This is a genomic window from Flexivirga sp. (genome assembly GCF_035551235.1).
In the GTDB taxonomy this organism is placed as follows: domain Bacteria; phylum Actinomycetota; class Actinomycetes; order Actinomycetales; family Dermatophilaceae; genus Flexivirga.
Genome location: NZ_DASZNO010000051.1, coordinates 54,726 through 77,891 on the forward strand (window position 1 = coordinate 54,726; position 23,166 = coordinate 77,891).

Here is a 23,166-nt window from a genome sequence, read left to right on the forward strand (position 1 = left end):
TTCAGACGACGAACGGCAGGGCCATGAGCGTCACGACGCCGGGTACGACGAAAGTGGTCGCGATCGAGTGCCACAGCAACGTCTTGAAAATCGTTGCCTCGTGGGACGGGCCGTCGCCGGCGAGGATCAGCGCCGCCGAGGTGGGCCGGGTTGAGCGCCGGGGCAGCCGCGCACACGGCAGCCACGACCAGCGAGGCCACCAAGCGACGCACTGCAGTGATCGTCAGCAACGATCGTGCGAATGCCGTTGCGACTCGGCTCGGCCGCGGGGTGCTCACCATCGTGCCGATCACCAGCAATACCGAGCGGATATTTCCGTTCCAAGCCTTGCTGCCCGCGTCGGAAACGGGCTTGCGCCAGGACTCCAAAGCTCGGGCTGAGCAGGTCCGCTCGATCGCCATCGAGCGAGTCGGCGCCGCCCTCGGCCGAGTGCCGGCCGACGTCATGACGAAACTGGACGACGCACTCCGGATTCACCTTCAGTTATAGGACCCCGCGGCCGCCGGCCAACTGCTGTTGCCCCTCGGACAAGTAACGAACAGGTATGCCGTGCTCGGCGGCATACGCGATCTCCGACGTCGTCGATTCACCGACATACCCATCGACATCGAGCACGTAGACGTAATCGGCCAGGTCGATCTTGCGCTTGTGCAACTCGTCAAGGACGACCTTCTCGACCGAGTCAGGTGCGACGCCCTCGCCATACCCGTGCCGGGCCGCGGCGTGCGGATAGAAACCGATGGAGAGCACGATCTCACCGGCCATCGTCAGCTCGTAGTTGGCCTGCTGGAACGCGTCGTAGAACCGGCTCGAACCGCACAGGCAGACGATGGTCGGCCGGGACTCCGCATCGAAGATTCGACGCAGTTCGGTCCTCATGGTGTCTCCCTCTCCTGGCGCACTTCGACTCGTCCTTCGGGCCTCACGATCAACCAATTCTCCGCGGTATAGCGTCAGGTCAAAGCAGCAACGTTAAGAGGAGGACACATGCAGCAGGTGAAGGCCGTTGTCGCGAAGGCGAAGGGTGAGCCGGTCAGCATCGAGACGATCAACATTCCCGATCCGGGCCCGGGCGAGGCAGTGGTCAAGATCCAGGCGTGCGGGGTGTGCCACACCGACCTGCACTACCGCGAGGGCGGCATCAACGACGACTTCCCGTTCCTGCTCGGCCACGAGGCCTCCGGCATCGTCGAGGCGGTAGGCGACGGCGTGACCGACGTGGCGCCCGGCGACTTCGTCATCCTCAACTGGCGCGCTGTCTGCGGTGAGTGCCGGGCCTGCAAGCGCGGCGAGCCGAAGTACTGCTTCGCCACTCACAACGCGAAGCAGAAGATGACGCTGGAGGACGGCACCGAGCTGTCGCCGGCGCTGGGCATCGGTGCGTTCGCGGAGAAGACACTCGTGGCCGCCGGCCAATGCACCAAGGTCGACCCGAAGGCGCGCCCCGCCGCGGCGGGCTTGCTCGGCTGCGGCGTGATGGCCGGGCTCGGCGCCGCGATCAACACCGGCGGCGCGACGCGCGGCCGGTCCGTCGCCGTCATCGGCTGCGGTGGTGTCGGTGTCGCGGCAGTCGCCGGCGCCGTACTCGCCGGCGCCTCACCGGTGATCGCGGTCGACATCGACCCGCGCAAGCTGGACGCTGCCAAGAAGGCCGGCGCCACCCACACCATCGACTCCTCGCAGGGCGACCCGGTCGAGCAGATCAAGGCCATCTGCGAGCAGGTCTACCCCGGTGCCGAGGGCGCCGACATCGTGGTCGAGGCGGTCGGCCGCCCGGAGACCTGGAAGCAGGGCTTCTACGCCCGCGACCTGGCCGGCACCCTGGTGCTCGTCGGCGTCCCCACCCCCGATCTGAAGCTGCCCGACCTGCCGCTCATCGACGTCTTCGGGCGCGGCGGGTCCCTCAAGTCCAGTTGGTATGGCGACTGCCTGCCCAGCCGCGACTTCCCGATGCTGATCGACCTCTACCAGCAGGGCCGGCTCGACCTCGACGCGTTCGTCAGCGAGGAGATCAACCTCGACGAGGTGGAGCAGGCCTTCACCAAGATGCACGACGGCAACGTGCTGCGGTCGGTGGTCGTGTTCTGATCGCCGGTTGCGGTCGCACCGATAGCGTTGCGACTGCAACCGTTCGCTCGGCAGGTAGGAGGACCACCGGATGCAGCAAGGTGGCCTGTCGGAGCTGTTCCGCATCCTCGACCTGACCGGAGTGTTCGCCAACGCGATCCTCGGCGGTCTCGTCGCGCGCCAGGAACGCCTGGACCCGATCGGGTTCCTGACCTTCGCGGTGCTGTCGGGGCTCGGTGGCGGCATCATCCGGGACGTGCTGCTGCAGCAGGGCCCGCCGGTCGCGCTGCGTGACTACGCCTACCTGCTCACCGCATTCGCCGGCGCCGCGATCACCTACCTGGCCAATGTGAGCGGTCCCGTGTGGGATCGCGTGTGGCCCGTGATCGATGCCATCGCACTCGGGACGTGGGCGGCGGCGGGTGCCCAGAAGAGCCTGTCGGTCGGCATCGGCTGGCTGCCGGCGATCCTGCTCGGCACCATCACCGCGGTCGGTGGCGGCGCCATACGCGACATCGTGACTCGGCGCGTCCCGACGGTGCTCGGTGGCAACACCCTCTACGCGTCATGTGCGATCGTGGCGAGCGGAGTGCTGGTCGTGTTCAGCGAGAACGCCCATCCCACAATGGGATTGGTCGCCTCCACGATCACCGGCGGTGGCCTGTGCCTGGTCGCGCGGTGGCGTGGCTGGATGCTGCCGGACGCCGACGCGTGGACGGTCACACCGCGTCGGGTCGCGGCCAAGGCGGGCCTGGACCGCGCTCGCCGGGAGAAGATCGCGCGCGCCGTGCGGGCCAGGAGACGTTCAGCCGGCCGTCGCACCGTTGACCAGGAATCACCCGGACATGAGGAGGAACCATGAGCACCGACGCCGCGCACACCGTTCTCGCCGGACTCGACGACGCTCGCGACGACCTCGAGAGCTTCTACCGCGACCTGCACGAGCATCCCGAGCTCTCTCACCAGGAAACCGAGACAGCCGGCAAGGTCGCCGACCGCCTCCGCTCGGCCGGGTATGACGTCACGACCGGCATCGGCGGGACAGGTGTCGTCGGGATCATCGAGAACGGCGACGGTCCACGGGTCCTGCTGCGCGCGGACATGGATGCTCTTCCGGTGCACGAGGCGACCGGACTCGACTACGCCAGCACGGTGACCACGAAGGACGCGGACGGCCAGCCCGTGCCGGTGATGCACGCATGCGGACACGACGTGCACGTCGCCTGCCTCGCAACCGCAGCAGCACTGTTGGCGGCGAAGAAGGACCAGTGGTCCGGCACGCTCATCGCCCTCTTCCAGCCGGCCGAGGAGGTCGGCGACGGCGCTCGCGGCATGCTCGACGACGATGTGCGCGACATCGTCGGCGCGGTCGACGTCGCCTTCGGCCAGCATGTGCTGCCGATGCCGGCCGGCGTCGTCGGCACCCGCGTCGGACCGGTGCTGTCGGCGGCGAACAGCATGCGGGTCATCGTCCACGGGCGGGGCGCGCACGGGTCCATGCCGCAGGCCGCGATCGACCCGGTCGTGCTGGCGGCGATGATCGTCATCCGGCTGCAGACGATCGTCGCCCGCGAGGTCGCCCCGACCGAACCCGCGGTGCTGACCGTCGGCAGCATCCACTCCGGCTCAAAGAGCAACGTGATCGGCGACAGTGCGGTGATCGAGCTCAATGTCCGCACCTACAACGACGAGACACGCAAGCACGTGCTCGACGCGATCCGCCGGATCGTTCGCGCGGAGTGCGCAGCCTCCGCGTCCCCCAAGGAGCCGGATTTCGAGCTGTATGACGAGTTCCCGCTCACCGTCAACGACGAGACCGTGACGCAGCGCGTGACCGCCGCATTCGCGGACTTCTTCGGCGACAAGGCGGGAGAGTTGCCGCTACAGAGCGCGAGTGAGGACTTCAGCGACATCCCATCAGCCCTGCGAACGCCTTACTCCTACTGGGGAATCGGCGGCATCGACCCCGACACGTATGCCGCCGCCGAGCAGGCGGGCAGGGTGTCCTCGGACATCCCGGTCAACCACTCGCCATACTTCGCGCCGGTCGTCCAGCCGACGCTCGATGTCGGCACCCAGGCCCTCGTCGTGGCGGCGCTTGCCTACTTGTCCTCCGACGCAGACGCCAGCGCATCGAGGTCGCGCACGGCGTAGCGGTGGTGCTCCCACTCCTCGTCGAGGATCGTGTGCAGGCACGACAGCACCGTCTCGTCATACTGCGGCGCGTGCGGGTTGCTGCGCTGCTCGGCGAGCACCTCGGGCGTGACCGTCGCCAGGAAGTCGCCCACCATCGCGACCCGGCTCGCCCGCGCCCCCAACACCTCGTCGTATGACGGCGACGTCGCCGAGAAGACCGAGGTGTCCTCGTATGCCGCGGTGCCACCGCCGTCATCGTCATTGGGCAGGCCCGCCGGGTGGTAGGGCTGCTCCTTGCGTTGTATGGCGCGCCCCAGCCACACGTCGGTCGCCATGACCAGGTGCCGCAGCGTTTGCGCGAACGACCACTCCCCGCCGACCGACTCGTCAACGGCGCCGGCGGGCAGCGCCGCCACCCGATCGAGGGTTGCCGCCCAGGTGCGCTGCAACACCTCCCAGGCGGCGCGCAGGCCCTCCGGTGTCTCGGCACCGCGCTGCTCCCGCCCTGGGAAGCGACGGTTCAGCTCGGCGTCGACGAAGGGCCGCACGTCGACGCCGTTGACCCGCAGGAAGTGATCACCGTCGAACAGCCACGGGCCGTCGATCTCGACGTCCGCCACGGCGACACCCCGCAACACCGCCCCGGACAGGTCGACTCCCGCGAAGCGTGCGTCGCGCAGGTCGACCTCTGTGAAGGTCGCACCGCGCAGGTCGTCAGAACTGGTGAACTCAGCCATGGAGCGACGCTACTCGCGCGCCCCGACATTCCAGGTCGAAAGAACGCCGCTCAGGCGTCCGACCGTCGTCCCAGCGTCATCAGCACCAGGCCGACGAGCAGCGCGGCCAGGGCGAGCGCAACGGGTATGTCGCCGACGCCCAGACCGTGCCCGAAGGACGGCGGCTTGGCGACGCCGTCCGCGATCGACGCGCCGAGCGGCCGGGTCAGCACGTAGGCACACCAGAACAACCCGACCTCGTGCCGTCCGGTGACCTTCCAGGCGATCGCAGGTATGGCGATCAGGATCGCGAAAAGCACGACGGATGGGCCAAATCCGAGACCCATCGTCGCCGCGGTCAGGTCGCCGACAGCCGTGCCCAGTGCGAACGTGCACATCACCGCAGCCCAGTAGAAGCGCTCGCGCCGCGGGTTGTTGATGTCGTGGATCGAGATGGTCCCCTCCGACCGGCGCCAGACGATGAAGACTGCCGCGGTGGCGGCGGCATACAGCACGCTGGTGACGGGGTAGGGCAACCCGAGCGCCACGTGTATGCCGTCGGCCAGCATCGTCCCGAAGACCGCGACGGCCGCGACCATCGACCAGTAACGCTCGGAGACGAACCCGTGCGTGCGCGTCTGCCAGCGGTATGCCGCGACCAGCCCGACCATCCCCACGAGCACCGCGAGCACCGGGCTGATGCCCGCCAGCCCGTCGGAGGCGGCCTCGCCGAAGGCGGTGGTCGTCAGCTTGAGGATCCAGAAGAGTGTCCCGACGGGCGCGACCCACGAGGTGGCTGTCGCCGCGCGGTCGGTGCGGGAGGAAACTGTCGTCACGAGCGCAGCCTGCCAACGCCCCGCTGAGGAGACGCTGAGTCGGGCGTCTCGCGTTGCCGCACCCGGGTGGCGCAGTATGGCGGGGTGACCCCGCTCAGGACCCGCGCCAACGGGCTGCGACCCCGCATGGCCGTCTTCACGGCCCTTGCCGTGATCGTGCCGGTCCTCGCCGGCATCTTCGTGCTCGCGACGCTGCAGCAGCGTTCCCTCACCGGGAGCCTGAGTTCGCGGGTGAAACAGCAGGCGGACATCGTCGCGAACACCGTGCGCGAGGACGGCCCGCACTCGATCCGCCTCGCCGACACGGACCATCCGTTCAAGGCCGTCGTGCTCGACACCCACGGCAGGGTGCTGGCCGCACAGCCGCCCAGCATCACCCACCCGCTCAGCGCGGATCGCCCGAAGACCAGCCACAAGGAGGTGCAGAACGCGCACTACTGGTGGCGGCCGGGCGATGTACGCACGCCTCTGGTGGTCAGTCGCGGTGTCACGACGTCCTCGGGGCGGTACATCGTGCAGGTCTCCTCACCACAGCAGCCCGAACACGAGGCGGTCAGCACCGTGGTCAAGCTGCTGTTGCTCGGCACACCGCTGCTGGCGCTGCTGGCCGCCGGCCTCGCCTGGCTGATCGCCGGGCGGACGCTCGCGCCGGTGGACCGCATGCGCTCCGACGTCGACGCGATCGAGAGCGGCCACCTCGACGCACGCGTCGTCGTGCCGGCACAGGACGACGAGATCGCCGCATTGGCAGTCACTTTGAACAGAATGCTGGACAGGCTGGAGTCCTCACACACTCGACAGCAACGATTCGTCGCGGACGCCAGCCACGAGCTGCGATCGCCGCTCACGACATTGCAGGCGGCGACCGACCTGGCGGCCGCGGACCCCGCCGAGGAGTGGCCGATCGTCGCGCCGACGGTGCGCATCGAGCTGGAGCGGATGGGTGCGCTCATCGACGACCTGCTGTTGCTCGCCCGTCTCGACGAGCAGCGCAGCGACGCACCGGACGACGCCGTCGACCTGGACGACGTCGCGCAGGCCGAGGTCGGCCGCTGGCGCAGCGACAACCGGGTGTCGGTGCGGTATGCCGGGACACCGACACGAGCGCAGGCTCCGGAGTCGACGGTCCAGCGTGTCGTCCGGAATCTCGTGGACAACGCCATACGCCATGCCGAACGGGACGTGCTCGTGGCGACATCGACCGACTCGTCGGGTGCCGCCCTGCTGACCGTCGACGATGACGGGTCCGGCATCGAGAAGGACGAGCGGGAGCGGGTCTTCGACCGCTTCGTGCGCCTCGACGAGGGCCGCAGCCGCGGTGAGGGCGGCTTCGGCCTCGGACTGGCGATCGTGCGCGAGCTCGCGCGCAGCGCCGGTGGCGATGTCGTCGTCGACGACTCCCCGCTCGGCGGCGCACGGTTCGCGGTGACCTTGCCGAAATCCGTGGATTCTCAGGAGCTTTCGAGTCGGTAGCCGACACCCCGCACCGTGGTGATGGTGTCGGTGCCGAACGGCCGATCGATCTTGCGGCGCAGGTAGCCGACGTAGACCTCGACCACGTTGTCATCGCCGTCGAACGCCGGATCCCAGACGTGTTGCAGGATCTCCGACTTGCTGATCGTCGTATCAGGACGGCGCATCAGGAAGTGCAGCAGGTTGAATTCCCTTGGCGTCAGGTCGATCTCGGTCTCGCCGCGCTGGACACGGGCCGCGGCCGGGTCCAGCTGCAGGCCACCGGCCTGGATCGTGACGGGCCGGGACACCGGCGTACGACGGGTCAGTGCGCGCAGGCGGGCGACGAGCACGGGGAAGCTGAAGGGTTTGGTCAGGTAGTCGTCGGCGCCGAGGTCGAGCGCGTCGACCTGGTCGAACTCGCCGTCCTTGGCGGTCAGCATCAGCACCGGTGCCCACACCTCACGCTCGCGCAGCTGTCGCAGCACGTCATACCCGTGCATGCCGGGCAGCATGATGTCGAGCACGATCACGTCGAAGGGTTCTTCCGAGGCGAGCCACAGGCCGTCGACCCCGTTGTGCACGGCCTCGACGACGTAGCCCTCCTTGCGCAACCCCCGCTGGAGGAGCTGCGCCAGGGGCACTTCGTCCTCGACCACCAAAACCCTCATGGACCAGGCATATCACCGCATGCGCTGCGGCGCGGTCACCGAGCGGCGCGGCGGGTGACGAGTCGGTGCCACCACTGCGGCAGGAATGTCGCACTGTCACGCTCCCCGAAGCCGAGAGCGACCGCGATCGCGATGGTGCCCCAGGCCAGCAACGGCGCGGCGACGACGTCCGCCAGGTAGTGGGCGCCGACGACCAGCCGGCTGCCCGCCACGACGACCACCAGCGGCAGGCCGACCAGCAGGGTGACCTTCCGCAGCGTCCGATGGCCGATCAGCGCAAGGAAGAGTCCGGCCACGAGTGAGGCGGTGAAAGCCGTGTGTCCGCTGGGGAAGCTGTCCGGCTGGGTCTCGACCACGAGCGCATGCACGACCGAGGTCGGCGGTCGATGCCGGTGGAAGAGCATCTTGAAGACCTCGATGGACAGCCACCCGCCGAGGGTCAACGCGCCGGCGCGCAACGCGACGACCCGGCCCAGGGTGCGCCAGAGCACAAGACACAGGACGAGGAGCAACAACGGACCGACGGCCGGCCCGAGAACGACGTTGATGATCCGGCCGAGATCGGCCAGCGGCGTGTCGCGATGCGCGGCGATCGTGCGGTCCAGCCGAAGTTCGCCGGTATGGCGAGCGCCGAGCGAGGTCGCGATGACGCCGACACCGATCCCGAGCGCGTAGAGCAGCACAGTCGCGCCGAGGGCGAGTGGGTGCGGCACCGGTCCGACACGCGGCGCTCGGCGCGGTGTGCGATCGGTGGTCGTCGGATCGCTCTGCAGCATGGGGCCTCTCAAAGGGTCTGGTGAGTCACGATCCAGAGTGCCACCGACCCCCTGAGACAACGCTGAGAAAGCGGGGTGGTCAGGAGTGGGCCTGTCCGCGGTAGACGACATGACCACCTGCCTGGGCGATGACACCGTCCTGCGCGAGTTCGGAGCGCACCTGGGGCAGGTATCGCCGGCCCTTCGGCTGCCACAGGATCGCCGCATCACCGGAGCGCAGGTACTGGGCCAGCACCCCCTCCCAGGTCCGGTGCTCGGCCTGCAGTGCACGCGGGTTGTCCGGGCCCATCAGCCTGCCCGACGAGTCGATCCAGTTCGGACAGCCGTCGGCGAGCCCGCGGCTGAGCGCGTCGACCCTGATCAGGACGGTCGGGCTGTTGGACATCACGCACCGTTCGCCACGCACCGCGCGGGTCAGGGTCCCCGCCCCGCCATACGGAAGGATCGCACGCAGACCGGTGACCGTCACCACGCCGGTCACCGCGAGTAGGGCGGCGGTGAACGCCACCGCGGGAGTGCGCACCATGTGCTCGCGCCGTACGGCGACCGCGGCGGCCCCGACCGTGACGGCCAGGCCGACCGCCAGGTAGTCGCAGTAGTACAGGAACCACGACGGTGCAGCCAGCAGCACGCCGAGCTGGACCATGGTGACCACGACCAGGAAACGTGCGCGGCGGGTGCCCTTCCATGCGAACGCGACTGTCGCACAGACGAATACGACGAAAAAGATCGCCGACATCTGCTGCTGGCGCGCAGTCACGTGTTTCAGCATCTCGGGCACCGTGCTCAACTCGGCGAGCCGGTCGACGATCGACACCTTGCGTTCGCGTCCGAGCTGTCCCGTGATCACCGACTGCCACATCCCGGAGGGGTCGGCGAGGAAGAACGGCAGGCAGACGGCGGTCACACCGGCAGCGGCGCCGAGAAGGGCTTGGCCCGCGGCGCGCACGCTGCGGCGGCACACGCCGTGCCAGGCGACGATCAGCAACACCGGCACGGCCCACCAGATCTTCACTGCCATCGGCAGCCCGACGACGGCACCCGCCAACACCGTCGACCACCGGGTCGCGCGCCGCTGGTCACGCAGCAGCGCGAGCAGCCCGCAGAGCAGAAGGAGATTGCCCAACGGCTCGAGCTTCACCTGGAACTCGGCCGAGATCGAGCCGAACCAGGCCGCGTAGCAGAGCCCGGCGAGGGCTGCGCCGCGCAACGCGATGCCGAGGCGACGACACACGAGCATGACCAGCACCGCGTTGACGGCGCCCATGAAACAGAACGCGAGCGTGGCGACCACAAAGGCATGCCAGTCGCTCATGACGTGGGTGAGGGCGGCGAAGGGCGTCAACGCGAGGGTGATGCCGGGCGGGTGCACCATCGTGAAGTCGCGATAGGGCAGCCTGCCGTGCAGCAGGGCATCGGCGCCGGCGAAGTAGACACCGCAGTCATATCCGAGGATGCCGTGGATGCCGCCCTTGCGCAGGATCACGCCGAGTCGCACCACCAGGGCGACCGCGAAGACGAGCGCGCCGGCGACCCGCAGTCGACGCCGCTGCCTGCCGGCGCGACGTGCGGACTCCGGGATGACGACATCGACGGCAGCCGGCTCGACGACCAAACCTGGTGGTTGCATGGGATCACGGTGCGTCCTCGGTCATGAAGGAACGATGTACGGCGGCGGGCCCGCCGTCGCGTCCAGATCTCTCTCAGCAGCCCCTCAGCGGCGGGATGGAAGATCTAGGAACCATGCATGTGTTGATCGTGGAGGACGAGGAGCGCCTTGCCGCCCTGTTGCAACGCGGCCTGACGGCGCAGAACTACGCGGTCACGGTGGCGTACAACGGGATCGACGGCCTGTGGCACGCGCAGGAAACGGCGTTCGACGCTGTGGTGCTCGACGTGATGCTGCCCGGGATGAACGGTCTCGAGGTGTGCCGGCGGATGCGCAAGGAGTCGATCTGGAGTCCGGTCCTGCTGCTGACGGCGCGCGGCAGCGTCGAGGATCGGGTCGACGGGCTGGACGCGGGAGCCGACGACTACCTGATGAAGCCCTTCGCGTTCGACGAGCTGACGGCTCGGCTGCGCGCGTTGCTGCGTCGCGGAGCGAGTGAACGACCCACCTCGCTGAGCGTTGGAAATCTCGTCGTCGACCCCGCATCGCGTGAAGTGACAACGCCTTTCGGCCGTGCCGACCTCACTGCGCGCGAGTTCGCGCTGATCGAGTTGTTCGCCCGGCGATCGGGCGAGGTCCTGCGCCGCGACCAGGTGTTCGAGCATGCCTGGGACTTCGCCAGCCTGCCCGCGAGCAACGTCATCGACCAGCACGTGGCCAGCCTGCGGCGCAAGCTCGACGACGTGGGGTCGACCGCCGAGATCGTGACGGTGCGCGGTGTCGGCTACCGGATGGTCGCCGCGAACTGACGCACTCGCCGGATGACGCTCTCCCGGCATACATCGGTGCTACACACACCCTGACGCACAGTGTTCGGATGATGCCGTTGTCCTGTCTTGCGAACCACCGGGTGATCGTCGTCGTCCCGACATACAACGAGCGCGATTCCCTGCCACAGCTCGTCACCAATCTGCTTGCCCTGCCGACCGATCGGCTGAGCGTGCTTGTCGTGGACGACAATTCTCCGGACGGCACGGGCGCGCTCGCCGACGAGTTGTCCCACAGCACGGCCGGGCGCGTGCAGGTGTTGCACCGGCAGGGCAAGGAGGGCCTCGGCCGCGCCTATGCAGCCGGTATGGCGGAGGCGCTCGCGGCCGGCGCCGAAGTGGTCGTGCAGATGGATGCCGACGGCTCGCACCCGGTCAGCGCGATCGATCCGATGGTGACCGCTCTCGCGATGAATTCCGCTGCTGTCGCTGTGGGTTCGCGGTATGTCGAGGGCGGCAGCATCGACGAGTTGTGGCCCTGGCACCGGCGCGTACTCTCCGCGGGCGCGAACGCCTATGTACGCCGTGTGCTCGACCTTCCGGTCCACGATGCGACCGCCGGTTTCAAGGCGTGGAAGGCCGAGGCGTTGCGGGTGATCGATCCCGGCTCGGTGATGAGCGGCGGTTACAGCTTCCAGGTCGAGATGGCGCACCGGGTGACCGTTGCGGGCCTGATCAGCGTGGAGGTGCCGATCCATTTCGTGGAGCGCACCGAGGGCACCTCGAAGATGTCGCTCGGCGTGCAGGCCGAGTCGCTGCTGATGCCGTGGCGGCTGCGCAGGTCGAAGTGGCGACCGCACTTCGCGCGCGAGCAGCTGCCCGCGCGCGGCTGAGCCCACCCCAGCCGGCTCAACCCGGCCCGCTCAACCCGGCCGGCTCATCCCTTGCTGTGTGCGCCGGTCATGAGTGCCGCCAGGTCCTCCGGATGGAGGAACGAGGGCGGCGGCTGCGGCCCCCAGTTGAACAGGCCCGCGGCGCCCTCGAGCACCTCCGGCTCCCAGATCTCGTCCTCCGGGATGACGTCCATGTCGGAGAAGTACTCGGAGAAGTTGCCGGCCGGATCCTTCAGGTACCAGAAGAAGTTCGAGCCGGCGTGGTGCCGGCCGAGGCCCCATACGTGGCGTTCCGGGCGTCCTTCCAGCATCGCGAACGCACCACGCCCGACATCGTCGATGTCATCGACCTGCCAGCTCGTGTGGTGCAGGTAGTTCACCGGGGACTGCAACGCCAGGAAGTTGTGGTGGTCCTCGGAGCAGCGCATGAACGCGCCCTTGTCGCCGATGTAATCGGAGACTTTGAACCCGAGCCCGTCGACGAAGAAGCGGATCGTCGTCTGCAGGTCCACCGTGCCGGCGACCGCGTGGCCGAGTCGCCGCGGCCGCACCGGCTCGGTGCGCAGGACACCGGGTGCACGCCCCGTGCGGTCCACCCGTCCGGGCCCGTTGTATGGCGTGGGCTCCTTCCGGTCCTGGTGCAACCGCGGCAGCACCGAGACCCGCACCCGGAACTCGGCCACCGGCTCGGTCGCGATCAGCGCATCGCCGTCGAGGTCGGACGCGATGCCGAGCTTGCCGAGATTGGTCGCGATCCGGGCCAGGTCGTCGGGACTGTCGGCGGCCAGCCCGAGTTCGACCAACTTCCTGCGCGGCGTCTCGACCACCCCGAGCTGGCGCCCCGCATCGCGAGTGCTGAAGACGCCGTCGTCACCCTTGGACAGGCCGAAATCGCTGTAGTAGGACTGGGTTTCGTCCACATTGGGCACGCCCATGACGACGTGGCTGAGTCGATGCAGCGACATGACTACCTACCTTCCCGAGGCTGCGACGAAGGTCTGCCGCAACTCGCCGACGCCCTCGATGGTGCTGACCAGAGTCTCCCCGGCCCGGATGAACCGCTGGGGCTTGCGGCCCAGGCCGACACCCTCCGGGGTGCCGGTGAAGAGGAGGTCACCCGGGTAGAGGGTCACCACCTTGGTCAGCTCCGCGATGAGGCGGGCGACCGGGACGATCAGGTTGCGGGTGCGGCCGTCCTGGACGGTGTCGCCGTCGAGCACCGCCGTCAGTCGCAGGTCGTCCTTGTCCGGCAGCTCATCGGGGGTGACGAGCCATGGCCCGGTCGGGGCGAAGCCCGGGTAGGACTTGCCGAGGCCGAATTGCGGTGCCGGCCCTGACAACTGGATCACCCGCTCCGAGATGTCCTGCCCGGCGGTGACACCTGCGAGGTAGCCCCAGGCTTCCTCCTCGCTGACGTGCGATGCCTCTCGCCCGATGACCGCGACGAGTTCGACCTCCCAGTCGGTGTTGCCGCCCTCGGGGAGCACGACCTCGGTCACCGGGCCGCTCAGGCTGGACAGGAACTTCGGGAAGACGGGCGGCAACGCGCTCGGCGCCTCGAAGCCGGATTCGGCTGCGTGTTCCCGGTAGTTCAGTCCGATGGCCAGGATCTGCCGCGGCGTCGGCGACGGTGCACCGAGATCCTCGGGGCTGAACGGCACCGCCGCATCGGTCGGCGCGTTCTGCGCCCAGTCGCGGAAGGCGGCCCAATCGTCATACACGGAGCCGAGATCCGGGCCGAAGCGGCCGTCGCTCGCCTTGTGGACGTCGACCGCGGTGCCGGCGGCCACGACCAGCGCAGCCCGCCCGTCGATGTTTGCGAGTTTCATGCTGTCTCCTCAGGGTTGGTCTTCGGTGCGAGGTCGAGCACGTGCCGCAGCGCACGCTCGAGAGTGTCTTTCGCGTCGGTCGCAGCGTGCTCGCTGCGCCAGGCGATGTGGTGGTCCGGGCGCACGAGCAGAGCGCCCCCGTCGGCGACCTCCCGTCGCGCCCGCCAGTCACCGAGCACGTCCTGGTGCTCGCGCCCCGGGCCGATCTCGTATGCCGCCAGCGGCAGGTCCAACTCCGCGGCGAGCTTCCCGGCTGCCTCGACCCACGCGTCGCCGCCGATGCCGGTGAGCAACATCAGCCCGTCGTGCCCGGCCAGGTCGAGCGTGGACACCGAGTCCTTCCCGTGCGTCAGCCAGGCGTGCGGGAGTCGGGCGCCGGGATGCGTCGTCGGATGGTGGTAGAGCTCCGGATCCCGTTGTGTGGCAGGCCAGTCCGACCAGTCGTCGACGACTGCATCCGAGGTGTAGTGCTGGTCGAGCTCCACACCGTGCGCGTTGAACTGGTAGTTCTGCAGCTGCACGGCATCGGCGAGTTCCTGGCGCCGCCGTTCGCCCAAGGCCGTGTCGGCCTTCAGCTCGTCGAGTGCCCGCTGACCCTCCTCTGCTGTCTGCCCCGGTTTGAATCCGAGCGCAGTGGAGATCGGAAGCATGTCGGCGACGCTCTTCATCGCCCGGTCGACCACCTGCACACCAACAGGCTGCCGCTCGTCGTGGTAACTGTCGAGCAACTGCGCACCGGCCCTGCCCTGCAGCACGTAGGCCAGCTTCCAGGCCAGGTTGAACGAGTCCTGGATGGAGGTGTTGGTGCCCAGCCCGTTGGCCGGCGGGTGCCGGTGCGCCGCGTCACCGACGAGGAAGGCTCGACCGCGTCGGTAGTCGTCGGCCACCAGGTGGTTGATCTGCCAGAGGCTCGTCGACTTGATCGTGATGTCGACGTTCGGGTCGCCGATCGTCGCGTGCGCACGAGCGATCACGGCCTCTTCGGACAGATCCGGGTCGCCCTCGGCCGGGTCGTACATGAACAGCAGGACCCACTCGGTCCACGGTTTCACGCAGATCCAGGTGCCGGACCCGACCCAGTAGTCGTTGCCCGGCTGGCACATCCAGTAGAGCGTCCCCGGCCGGTGCGCGGTGTATGCCGTGAGGTCTGCCTCGAGCCAGACGTTCGCGGCCGCGCCGAGACCGGACTCGCCGCGGAAGGTGAAGCCGAGTTGCGCTGCCACCGTGGAGTTTCCGCCGTCCGCGCCCACGACGTACCGGGCGCGGATCGTCTGCTCCTCGCCGTCCGGGCGGCTGCGGACGGTGGCGGTCACGCCGTCGTCGTCCTGCGTGATGTTGACCAGCTCGGTGTTGAAGCGGATGTCGGCGCCCTGGTCGAGCGCGCTCTGCAACAGGACCGGCTCCAGCACGTGCTGCGGGATGTTGCACATCGCGCTCGGGCTGGCCGACTCGTAATCGCCATGCCGGTCCGGGCCGCTGCCCCACGTGAGTAGCCGGGCGATCTCCTCGTCGGCGAAGCTGGTCGCCCAGACGTTGTTGCCCATCAGTTCGTTCGGGGTGGCGACCTGTCGGACGGCGTCCTCGATGCCGAGGTCGCGGAAGACCTCGACCGTGCGCTGGTTCGTGATGTGCGCACGCGGCGAGTGCGCGGTGCCCGGGTACTTCGTGACGGTGATCGCGTCGACCCCCTGGCGGGCGAGCAGGGCGGCCATCGTCAGCCCGGCCGGCCCGGCACCGACCACGAAGACATCGGTATCGAAACCGCTGCTGCCGGTCATGCGCTCAGCCATTCGTAGCGCGAGGTGTCGGACCCCGCATAGTCCGGGTCGAGGTAGACGAACAAGCGGTGGATCTTGCCGGCACGGATCTCGAAGACGTCGCACCAGCGACCTCCATGGGTGACGCCCGCGCGGAACTCGGTCCCGTCCGCGGCCCGCCCCGCCGACGTGCCTTCGACGACGACCGTGTCACCGGAGACGAGGTAGTTGAAGTAGGCGTAGTCGTGTTTGATGCCGGCCAGCAATGAGCCGATCTTGGCGAAGGCGTCCTTCAACGCGTCGATGCCGTCGGTGAGACCGACCTTCGGGAAGAAGAACTGCACGTGCTCGTCGAAGAGCTCGAAGAAGTCGTCCCCGCGGTCCAGCCGCTTGAGGTATTCCAGAGCAACGGCCTTGCGCTGCTCGGTCGTCATGTCGGCAGCGATTACGTCCATCGTCATCGCGCGGTTCCTTTCAGAAGGGGCGCTGAGGAGCACCAGTGGCTCGAGGGAGACATCGGGGGAAACATCCGGCCCACTCCTTCCCACGTGCGTTGTGAGCTGTCCCACAGTTCTACTCCGACAGATACGAAGAAACAAGCGATATTCGAATATTTCTCTTTATGCGCACGAGTCGGCGGAGCGCGCGCCGCCACCAAAGCCACGGCCCCGCCCGGCAAGCGGTCCTGACGACCCCTTCCGCGCCGGGTGACGGCGCGGGACCCTGGAGACATGGCCACCGGACTGGATGCTGTCGAGCACATCGTCGTGCTGATGCTGGAGAACCGGTCGTTCGACCACATGCTCGGCTGGCTGTATGCCGACGCAGGCAACGTCTCGCCGGCGGGCCAGCCGTTCGAGGGACTCACCGGACGGGAGTCCTGTCCGGGCAGCGACGGGACGCCGGTGGCGGCGTACCGACTCACGCCGGACACCGCGAACCTCTACTTCATGCCGGGCGCCGACCCCGGCGAGGGTTACGCGGCGACGAACGACCAGCTCTGGGGCACTACCTCCGCACCCGCCGAGGGGTCGACGGCGCCCATGCAGGGGTTCGTGACCGACTACGCGCAGGCGATCAAGGACAACAACCGCAAGGGCTGGTATGTCGTCCCGGGCACCACCGAGTCGATGATCATGGGCTGCCATACCCCCGCGACTCTGCCGGTGATTTCAGCATTGGCAACGGGATTCGCGGTCTGCGATCACTGGTTCGGCGCAGCGCCGACAATGACGATGCCGAACCGCGCGTTTGCCTGCGCCGGCACCAGCCAGGGACGGCTGGACGACCGGGTGAAGAAGTTCACCGTGCCGAGCATCTTCGGCGCGCTCGGCGACAAGGTCGTGCCGTGGAGGATCTACGGCGACACCAGGGCACCGTTGACGAAGCTGGACTTTCCTGACACCAGTGCTGCCCCGGCCGCGAATTTCGGTTTGCTCACGGACTTTCGGGCGGACGCGGCCGGCGGGAAGCTGCCGGCATACGCGTTTCTGGAGCCGTCGTGGGGTTCGACCGGCAACAGCGAGCATCCCAACTACGACGTGGCCCTCGGCGAGCAGCTCATCCTCGACGTCTACCGTGCGCTTCGCGACGGACCCGACTGGGCGTCAACGCTTTTCATCCTCACGTATGACGAGCACGGCGGCTGTTACGACCATGTCCCACCGCCGTGGGGTGTTGTTGCTCCGGACAGCTCGACGGGGCAGTTCGGCTTCGACTTCACCCGCCTCGGGCCACGCGTGCCGACGGTGCTGGTCAGCCCGCTCATCCCGGCCGGGACCGTCTTCCGGGTGCCGGCCGGCGACACACCGTTGGACCACACCAGCCTGCTTGCGACGGTCGAGAAGCGTTGGGGCATCACGCCATTGACCAAACGAGACATGGCCGCGCCGGACGTCGGCGCTGCGTTGTCGCTGGCCACGCCCCGGACCGATGACCCACTCGCGGGTGTGTCGGCACCGACGCCGCCGCCGACTCCGGCAACCCTTGCGGCACAGCCGTCGCACCTGCAGCAGGTGACCGCCGGGCTACTCGCGGACGAACAGCAGCGCCCCGCGGACGAATTGGCCGGGCTCACGACGGCCGAGGACTACGCGCGCTGGATCGAGGAGCACGCGTGACCGTGCGCCCGGCACTGATCCTCGCGTTGGTGGCGGGGACCTTGCTGGCCTTCGCGGCTCCGGCCCTGCGCCCGGTCTCCGTGCCGGCCGACGGAGTCCCCGAGCTGCAGACGGCCGTCAGCTCGGTGGGCAGGCCCACCGTAGGCCCGCTGTTCCACGGCACGTCGGTGCACGGCGTGCACAGCTGCACGGCCAGCGTGATCGACAGCCCCCGCCACGACCTGATCCTGACGGCCGCGCATTGTGTGCGTGGCACCGGCACGGACATCGTCTTCGCGCCGGGTTTCCGCGACGGACGCACCCCGTATGGCGTCTGGCGGGTCACCGAGTCGTACGCCGATCCGTCCTGGCTGAGCGACCAGGATCCGCACGACGACTACGCGGTCCTGCGGGTGAGCGCCGATGGGGCCGGCACGCCGCGGGCGCCCATCCAGTCGGTCACCGGTGGCACCCCGATCGGCCGCCACCCCGACACCCTCCCGCCGCCCGCGCCGAGCGGCTGCTGACCGGCGCCGGGAGGGGTTCGCGCAGTCCGCCACCGCGCTACGGCAGGTGCTTGCCGAGTCGACGCAGCATGCCGCCGACGAACTTGTTCCGATGCAGCCCCCGGCGCATCACCTCGGAGCGCAGGCCGCGGAGCCGGTCTCGCGCGAACGTGGCCGGCCCGTGCTTGTCGCCGTCCTCGATCCGCCACGCCTGCTGGTGCACGAAATGGGCGCAGCGCACGCAGAGATGCACCTCCGGGTGGTTGCCGAGTCGCACCATTCGGTCCGGCCGGTCGGTGCTGCCGCAACACCAGCATCGCTCGATGTCTTCGCCAACTTCGGTGCTCGGATCCGCGCTCATGGGTCCAGTGTGCGCCGCCCGGCTGGATACGCAGTCACAGCGTGCGGGCGATGAGTTCCTTCATGATCTCGTTGGTGCCGCCGTAGATCTTCTGCACGCGCGCCGCGGCATACGCCCGGGCGATCGGGTACTCGAGCATGTAGCCGTAGCCGCCGAAGATCTGTAGGCAGCGGTCGATGATCTCGCACTGCTTCTGCGTCGAATACCACTTGGCCATCGACGCGGTCGCGGCGTCGAGCTCACCGAGCAGGTGCTGTTGGATGCAGTGGTCGACGAGCGTGCGCACGGCGCGTGCCTCCGTCGCACACTCGGCGAGGACGAAGCGGGTGTTCTGGAATTTCAACAGTTCTCGGCCGAACGCCTGCCGCTCCTTGGCGTACGCCACGGTCTGGTCGATCGCGACCTCCATACCCTTCGCGGCAGCGACCGCGATGATCAGCCGCTCCTGCGGAAGCTGCTCCATCAGCTGCAGGAACCCCTGCCCCTCCTCGCCGCCCAGCAGGTTCTCGCGCGGGACCCGCATGTCGGAGAAGAAGAGCTCTCGGGTGTCCTGACCGGGCATGCCGATCTTCTCCAGCACCCGACCGCGCTCGAAGCCTGCCAACCCGTCGGTCTCGGCGACGATCAGCGACAAGCCCTTGCCGCCGTCCCCGCCCGTGCGCGCGACGATGATGATCAGATCGGCGTGAGAACCATTGGTGATGAACGTTTTCGAGCCGTTGATGACGTAGTGGTCGCCGTCCAACCGCGCGGTGGTCCGCAGGCTCTGCAGGTCCGAGCCGGCGCCGGGCTCGGTCATCGCTATCGCGCCGACGTGCTCGCCGCTGGCGAGCTTGGGCAGCCAGCGCCGCTTCTGTTCCTCGGTCCCGTAGTTGTTCACGTATGGCGCCACGATGGTGCTGTGCACGCTGTAGCCGAACGCGTCGTCCCCTGCAGCGGACTGCTCCTCCATCACGACTGCTTCGTGCGCGAAGGTGCCACCGCCCCCGCCATACTCCTCGGGCAGTCCGATGCAGAGCAGTCCGGCGGCTCCGGCAGCTGTCCAATAGCTGCGGTCGACCTGGTGCTGCTGCGCCCAGCGCTCCTGGTTGGGGATCGACTCCTTGGCGAAGAACGTCTTCGCCAGGGCGCGCAGGTCGTCGAGTTCCTCTGTCAGCCAAGGGGATCGGTAGGTGCTGGTGAGTTGCATGATCAGCTCCTCAGAGCGCCTCGCCGGACTCGGCCTTGGCCGCGAGCCAGTCGCTCGGCTGGAAGCGCGGACCGTAGGCAGCTGCCAATTCCCCTGCACGCGCGACGAATCCGGCAAGACCACCGTCATACCCCTGCATGAACTGAGCGGTGCCCCCGGTCAGTGGTGGGAAGCCGATGCCGAAGATCGAGCCGATGTTCGCCGCGGCGGATGAGTCCAGCACACCTTCCTCGAAGCACTTCGCAGTCTCCAGTGCCATGACGAAGAGATACCGATCCTGGATGTCGCGCAGCGGCACGTCGGTGTCCGGCGAGCTGAAGTGCTCCCGTATGCCGGGCCACAATTTCTTGCTCGAATCCGCCTGGTAGTCATAGAAACCCGCACCGGCGGCACGACCCTTGCGGTCGAACTCGCCGACCATCCGGTCGATAACGGCGGATCCCGGCGAGGCAGGCAGCTCAATGCCTTTCGCGGCGGCGTCCTTCTCGGCCTCTGCCCGGATGTGCTGCGTGAGCGTCAGCGACACCTCGTCGAGCATGGCCAGCGGAGGAGCCGGGAAGCCGGCCATAGTCGCAGCACGTTCGATCGTCGCCGGATCGACGCCCTCCTCGACCAGGGCGACCGCTTCGAGGATCAGCGTGCCGAAGACCCGGCTGGTGTAGAAGCCGCGACTGTCGTTCACGACGATCGGCAGCTTGCCGATCTGTTGCACCACGTCGATGGCGCGGGCCAGTGCCTCGTCGGACGTCTGCTCGCCCTTGATGATCTCGACGAGCTTCATCTTGTCGACCGGCGAGAAGAAGTGCAGCCCAATGAAGTCCGCTGGGCGGGTGACGTGCTCGGCGAGCGAGGTGATCGGCAGCGTGGAGGTGTTGGAGCACAGCAAAGTGTCTGTGTCGACGACGGATTCGGCCTCGGCGAACACCTTCGCCTTGAGTCCGCCGTCCTCGAAGACCGCCTCGATGACGGCGTCGACGCCCTTGAGATCAGCGGCGTCGGCAGTGGCCGTGATGCGGTCCAGGATCTCCTGGCGCGCCTCGGGCGTCATACGGCCCTTGTCGACCTTCTTGGTGAGCAGCGCCTCGGTGTGCGCCTTGCCCTTGGCTGCGTTGTCGACGGACACGTCCTTCAGGATGACGTCGATGCCACGGCTGGCACACGCGTACGCGATGCCGGCACCCATCATTCCGGCGCCGATAACACCGACGCGCGACACCTTGTGCTGCTCAATTCCCTTCGGGCGCAGCGCTCCCGAGGTGATCTGCTGCATGTCGAAGAAGAACGCCTGGATCATGTTCGTGGAAACCGGCCCCGTGGCCAGCCCCGTCATGTACCGCGACTCGATGCGGCTCGCAGTGTCGAAGTCGACCTGCGCGCCCTCGATTGCAGCCGACAGGATCGCGCGCGGCGCCGGATAGGCCGCACCCTTGAGCTGCTTGCGCAGGTTGGCCGGGAAGGCGGGCAGGAACTGCGCCAGCTTCGGGCTGCTCGGCGTGCCGCCCGGCATCCGGTAGCCGGCGCGGTCCCATGGCTGGGTCGCCACTTCCTCGTCATCTCGGTGCGAGAGGACCCACGCACGTGCTGCCGGGATCAGCTCGTCCTGGCTCGGGACCACGTCGTCGATGAGACCCTTTTCGTGCGTCGCAGTCGCTCCACGCTGCTGGCCCTGCAGCAGCCAATCCATCAGTGCCGCCTGGATTCCCAGCATGCGCACCGTGCGGGTCACGCCGCCACCGCCGGGCAGCAGGCCGAGGGTGACCTCCGGGAAGCCGAACTTCGCTTTCGGGTTGTCCACCGCGATGCGGTGGTGTGCGGCGAGCGCGATCTCGAAGCCGCCGCCGAGGGCGGCGCCGTTCAGCGCAGCGACGACCGGCTTGCCGATCAGCTCCAGCCGACGCAGCTGTGCCTTGACGGTCTCGACCTCGTCGAAGAAGCGGCCGGCGTCATCGGGCTTCGCGGCCTGCAGCATCTTCAGGTCGCCACCGGCGAAGAAGGTCTTCTTCGCGCTGGCGATGACGACGCCGGCAACCTCGCCCGTGGCGACATCGGCCTCGAGGCGGTCGATCGCGGCCGCCATACCCGCTGTGTAGCGGTCGTTCATCGTGTTGGCACTCGACTTGGGGTCGTCGAGGGTCAGGGTGACGATGCCGTCGGCATCCTTGTCGTAGCGCACGGCTGAGGACACTGCGGTCTCGGTGTTGGTCATCGGATTCCCTTGGATTCGTTCGTGTTTCAGACGAGCTCGACGATGGTGGCGATGCCCATGCCGCCGCCGACACACAGCGTGGCGAGGCCGCGTCGCAGGCCACGTCGCTCGAGCTCATCGACCAGCGTGCCGAGGATCATCGCCCCCGTCGCACCGAGCGGGTGGCCCATCGCGATCGCTCCGCCGTTGACATTGACCTTGTCGTGCGACAGCCCCAGGTCCTTCATGAAGCGCAGCGGTACCGCGGCGAACGCCTCGTTGATCTCGACGAGGTCGAGGTCCGAGGGTGTGAGCCCGGCGCGTTTCAGCGCCTTCAGGGCCGCAGGCGTGGGGCCGGTCAGCATGATCGTCGGGTCCGCGCCACTGACCGCCACGGAGGTGATGCGGGCGCGCGGGCGGAGTCCAAGCTCCCGGCCCACCGCATCCGTGCCGATCAGGACAAGTGCCGAACCATCAACGATTCCAGACGAATTGCCGGCATGATGCACGTGATCGATCTCGTCGATCCAGTGGTACTTCTCCAGCGCCACCGCGTCGAAACCGCCCAGGTCGCCGATGTCCTTGAACGACGGCTTCAGGCCGCCGAGCGACTCGACGGAGGTGCCGGGCCGGATGGTCTCGTCGTGGTCCAGCACCGTCAGGCCGTTGCGGTCGACGACGGGTATGACGGAGTCCTTGAACCAGCCCGCCTGTTGCGCGGCGTCGGCGCGGGCGTGTGACTCCGCGGCATACGCATCGACCTCGGCGCGGGAGAAGCCCTCGATGGTCGCGATCAGGTCGGCGCCGATCCCCTGCGGGACGAAGTCGGTGGCGAGCGCGGTCGCCGGATCCATCGCCCAGGCACCGCCGTCGGAGGCCATCGGCACGCGGGACATCGACTCGACACCACCGGCGACGATGAGGTCCTCGAAGCCGGATCGGACCCGGCTCGCCGCCTGGTTGACGGCCTCGAGCCCGGACGCGCAGAACCGGTTGAGCTGCACGCCGGCGACCGTCTCCGGCAGGCCGGCAGCGAGCGCGGCCGTCTTGGCGATGTCGGCGCCCTGGTCGCCGATCGGCGTGACGACACCGAGGACGAGGTCGTCGATGCGGGCCGGGTCGAGCTCCGGGTTGCGCTTGCGCAGCTCGTCGATGAGCCCGACCACGAGGTCGATCGGCTTCACCTCGTGCAGTGATCCGGTCTTCTTGCCGCGACCGCGCGGCGTGCGGATGGCGTCGTAGACGATCGCCTGCGGGGCATCAGCCATGGGGGAACTCCTGTGCGGCATACGAACGAGTCGATTCAACACTAACAGT

23 protein-coding genes are annotated in these 23,166 nt (G+C 68.3%); 9 read left to right on the plus strand and 14 right to left on the minus strand.

What is annotated here, in order from left to right; genetic code table 11:
* Positions 1 to 150: 150 nt before the first annotated feature.
* Positions 151 to 489 carry a type II toxin-antitoxin system PemK/MazF family toxin gene (locus VG502_RS20035; RefSeq protein ID WP_325551979.1) on the plus strand — a complete coding sequence of 113 codons (339 nt, stop codon included), beginning with the start codon at positions 151 to 153 and terminating at the stop codon, positions 487 to 489.
* Here VG502_RS20035 and VG502_RS20040 read toward each other — a convergent pair.
* Positions 484 to 879 carry a hypothetical protein gene (locus tag VG502_RS20040; RefSeq protein WP_325551981.1) on the minus strand — a complete coding sequence of 132 codons (396 nt, stop codon included), beginning with the start codon at positions 877 to 879 and terminating at the stop codon, positions 484 to 486. The genes VG502_RS20035 and VG502_RS20040 overlap by 6 nt on opposite strands.
* 108 nt (positions 880 to 987) lie before the next feature.
* On the opposite strand from VG502_RS20040, the gene VG502_RS20045 reads away from it, so the two are divergent.
* From VG502_RS20045 to VG502_RS20055, 3 genes are all read left to right on the plus strand, one after another.
* The gene (locus VG502_RS20045) at positions 988 to 2,088 is read left to right on the plus strand and encodes an S-(hydroxymethyl)mycothiol dehydrogenase (RefSeq protein WP_325551982.1); all 1,101 of its coding nucleotides are present in this window, start codon (positions 988 to 990) and stop codon (positions 2,086 to 2,088) included.
* Positions 2,089 to 2,158: 70 nt separating this feature from the next.
* Entirely contained in the window at positions 2,159 to 2,929 is a 771-nt protein-coding gene (locus VG502_RS20050) for a trimeric intracellular cation channel family protein (protein WP_325551984.1), read from the plus strand.
* A complete protein-coding gene (locus VG502_RS20055; RefSeq protein WP_325551986.1) occupies positions 2,926 to 4,221 on the plus strand; it encodes an amidohydrolase in 1,296 nt (431 codons plus the stop codon). The genes VG502_RS20050 and VG502_RS20055 overlap by 4 nt, the downstream gene beginning before the upstream one ends.
* On the opposite strand, the gene VG502_RS20060 is transcribed toward VG502_RS20055, so the two are convergent.
* Positions 4,170 to 4,940 carry a DinB family protein gene (locus VG502_RS20060; protein WP_325551987.1) on the minus strand — a complete coding sequence of 257 codons (771 nt, stop codon included), beginning with the start codon at positions 4,938 to 4,940 and terminating at the stop codon, positions 4,170 to 4,172. The two genes, VG502_RS20055 and VG502_RS20060, sit on opposite strands and share 52 nt — an antisense overlap.
* Positions 4,941 to 4,990: 50 nt before the next feature.
* Entirely contained in the window at positions 4,991 to 5,755 is a 765-nt protein-coding gene (locus tag VG502_RS20065; RefSeq protein WP_325551988.1) for a COG4705 family protein, read from the minus strand.
* Between the two features lie 84 nt (positions 5,756 to 5,839).
* Between VG502_RS20065 and VG502_RS20070 the strand changes: the two genes are divergently transcribed.
* Positions 5,840 to 7,228 (plus strand): sensor histidine kinase, encoded by a 1,389-nt coding sequence (locus VG502_RS20070; RefSeq protein WP_325551990.1) that lies wholly within the window; start codon positions 5,840 to 5,842, stop codon positions 7,226 to 7,228.
* Here the strand turns inward: VG502_RS20070 and VG502_RS20075 are convergent.
* The 3 genes from VG502_RS20075 to VG502_RS20085 all read right to left on the minus strand — a co-directional run bounded on the left by VG502_RS20075 (position 7,207) and on the right by VG502_RS20085 (position 10,284).
* The gene (locus VG502_RS20075; protein ID WP_325551991.1) at positions 7,207 to 7,878 is read right to left on the minus strand and encodes a response regulator transcription factor; all 672 of its coding nucleotides are present in this window, start codon (positions 7,876 to 7,878) and stop codon (positions 7,207 to 7,209) included. The genes VG502_RS20070 and VG502_RS20075 overlap by 22 nt on opposite strands.
* 35 nt (positions 7,879 to 7,913) lie before the next feature.
* Complete coding sequence (locus VG502_RS20080; RefSeq protein WP_325551993.1) at positions 7,914 to 8,654, minus strand: phosphatase PAP2 family protein; 741 nt, start codon at positions 8,652 to 8,654, stop codon at positions 7,914 to 7,916.
* 79 nt (positions 8,655 to 8,733) lie between these two features.
* A complete protein-coding gene (locus VG502_RS20085; RefSeq protein WP_325551995.1) occupies positions 8,734 to 10,284 on the minus strand; it encodes a glycosyltransferase 87 family protein in 1,551 nt (516 codons plus the stop codon).
* A 113-nt stretch (positions 10,285 to 10,397) separates the two neighbouring features.
* On the opposite strand from VG502_RS20085, the gene VG502_RS20090 reads away from it, so the two are divergent.
* On the plus strand, positions 10,398 to 11,072 hold the full coding sequence (locus tag VG502_RS20090) for a response regulator transcription factor (protein ID WP_325551997.1): 675 nt from the start codon (positions 10,398 to 10,400) through the stop codon (positions 11,070 to 11,072).
* A 68-nt stretch (positions 11,073 to 11,140) separates the two neighbouring features.
* Complete coding sequence (locus tag VG502_RS20095; RefSeq protein ID WP_325551998.1) at positions 11,141 to 11,923, plus strand: polyprenol monophosphomannose synthase; 783 nt, start codon at positions 11,141 to 11,143, stop codon at positions 11,921 to 11,923.
* A 44-nt stretch (positions 11,924 to 11,967) separates the two neighbouring features.
* Here the strand turns inward: VG502_RS20095 and VG502_RS20100 are convergent, their stop codons facing one another.
* The 4 genes from VG502_RS20100 to VG502_RS20115 are packed head-to-tail and all read right to left on the minus strand — an operon-like array spanning position 11,968 to position 15,970.
* The gene (locus VG502_RS20100; protein WP_325552000.1) at positions 11,968 to 12,888 is read right to left on the minus strand and encodes a VOC family protein; all 921 of its coding nucleotides are present in this window, start codon (positions 12,886 to 12,888) and stop codon (positions 11,968 to 11,970) included.
* Positions 12,889 to 12,894: 6 nt separating this feature from the next.
* Positions 12,895 to 13,752: a fumarylacetoacetate hydrolase family protein gene (locus VG502_RS20105; RefSeq protein ID WP_325552001.1), complete on the minus strand. Its 858-nt coding sequence runs from the start codon at positions 13,750 to 13,752 to the stop codon at positions 12,895 to 12,897.
* Positions 13,749 to 15,530, minus strand: a complete 1,782-nt coding sequence (locus VG502_RS20110) for an FAD-dependent monooxygenase (RefSeq protein WP_325552002.1) — start codon at positions 15,528 to 15,530, stop codon at positions 13,749 to 13,751. The genes VG502_RS20105 and VG502_RS20110 overlap by 4 nt, the downstream gene beginning before the upstream one ends.
* A complete protein-coding gene (locus tag VG502_RS20115; protein ID WP_325552003.1) occupies positions 15,527 to 15,970 on the minus strand; it encodes a nuclear transport factor 2 family protein in 444 nt (147 codons plus the stop codon). Before VG502_RS20115 ends, VG502_RS20110 begins: the two co-directional genes overlap by 4 nt.
* A 270-nt stretch (positions 15,971 to 16,240) precedes the next feature.
* Here VG502_RS20115 and VG502_RS20120 point away from each other — a divergent pair, with 270 nt between their 5' ends.
* Together VG502_RS20120 and VG502_RS20125 are read left to right on the plus strand one after the other, a co-directional pair.
* Positions 16,241 to 17,629, plus strand: a complete 1,389-nt coding sequence (locus tag VG502_RS20120) for an alkaline phosphatase family protein (RefSeq protein WP_325552005.1) — start codon at positions 16,241 to 16,243, stop codon at positions 17,627 to 17,629.
* Positions 17,626 to 18,135, plus strand: coding sequence for a trypsin-like serine peptidase (locus VG502_RS20125; protein WP_325552007.1), 510 nt, complete (start codon positions 17,626 to 17,628; stop codon positions 18,133 to 18,135). The genes VG502_RS20120 and VG502_RS20125 overlap by 4 nt, the downstream gene beginning before the upstream one ends.
* Before the next feature lie 37 nt (positions 18,136 to 18,172).
* Here the strand turns inward: VG502_RS20125 and VG502_RS20130 are convergent, their stop codons facing one another.
* The 4 genes from VG502_RS20130 to VG502_RS20145 are packed head-to-tail and all read right to left on the minus strand — an operon-like array spanning position 18,173 to position 23,117.
* On the minus strand, positions 18,173 to 18,475 hold the full coding sequence (locus VG502_RS20130; protein WP_325552008.1) for a hypothetical protein: 303 nt from the start codon (positions 18,473 to 18,475) through the stop codon (positions 18,173 to 18,175).
* Positions 18,476 to 18,509: 34 nt separating this feature from the next.
* A complete protein-coding gene (locus tag VG502_RS20135) occupies positions 18,510 to 19,664 on the minus strand; it encodes an acyl-CoA dehydrogenase family protein (protein ID WP_325552010.1) in 1,155 nt (384 codons plus the stop codon).
* 10 nt (positions 19,665 to 19,674) lie between these two features.
* Positions 19,675 to 21,870: a 3-hydroxyacyl-CoA dehydrogenase NAD-binding domain-containing protein gene (locus tag VG502_RS20140; RefSeq protein ID WP_325552011.1), complete on the minus strand. Its 2,196-nt coding sequence runs from the start codon at positions 21,868 to 21,870 to the stop codon at positions 19,675 to 19,677.
* A gap of 26 nt (positions 21,871 to 21,896) precedes the next feature.
* Positions 21,897 to 23,117, minus strand: a complete 1,221-nt coding sequence (locus tag VG502_RS20145) for an acetyl-CoA C-acetyltransferase (protein ID WP_325552013.1) — start codon at positions 23,115 to 23,117, stop codon at positions 21,897 to 21,899.
* Positions 23,118 to 23,166 lie beyond the last annotated feature (49 nt).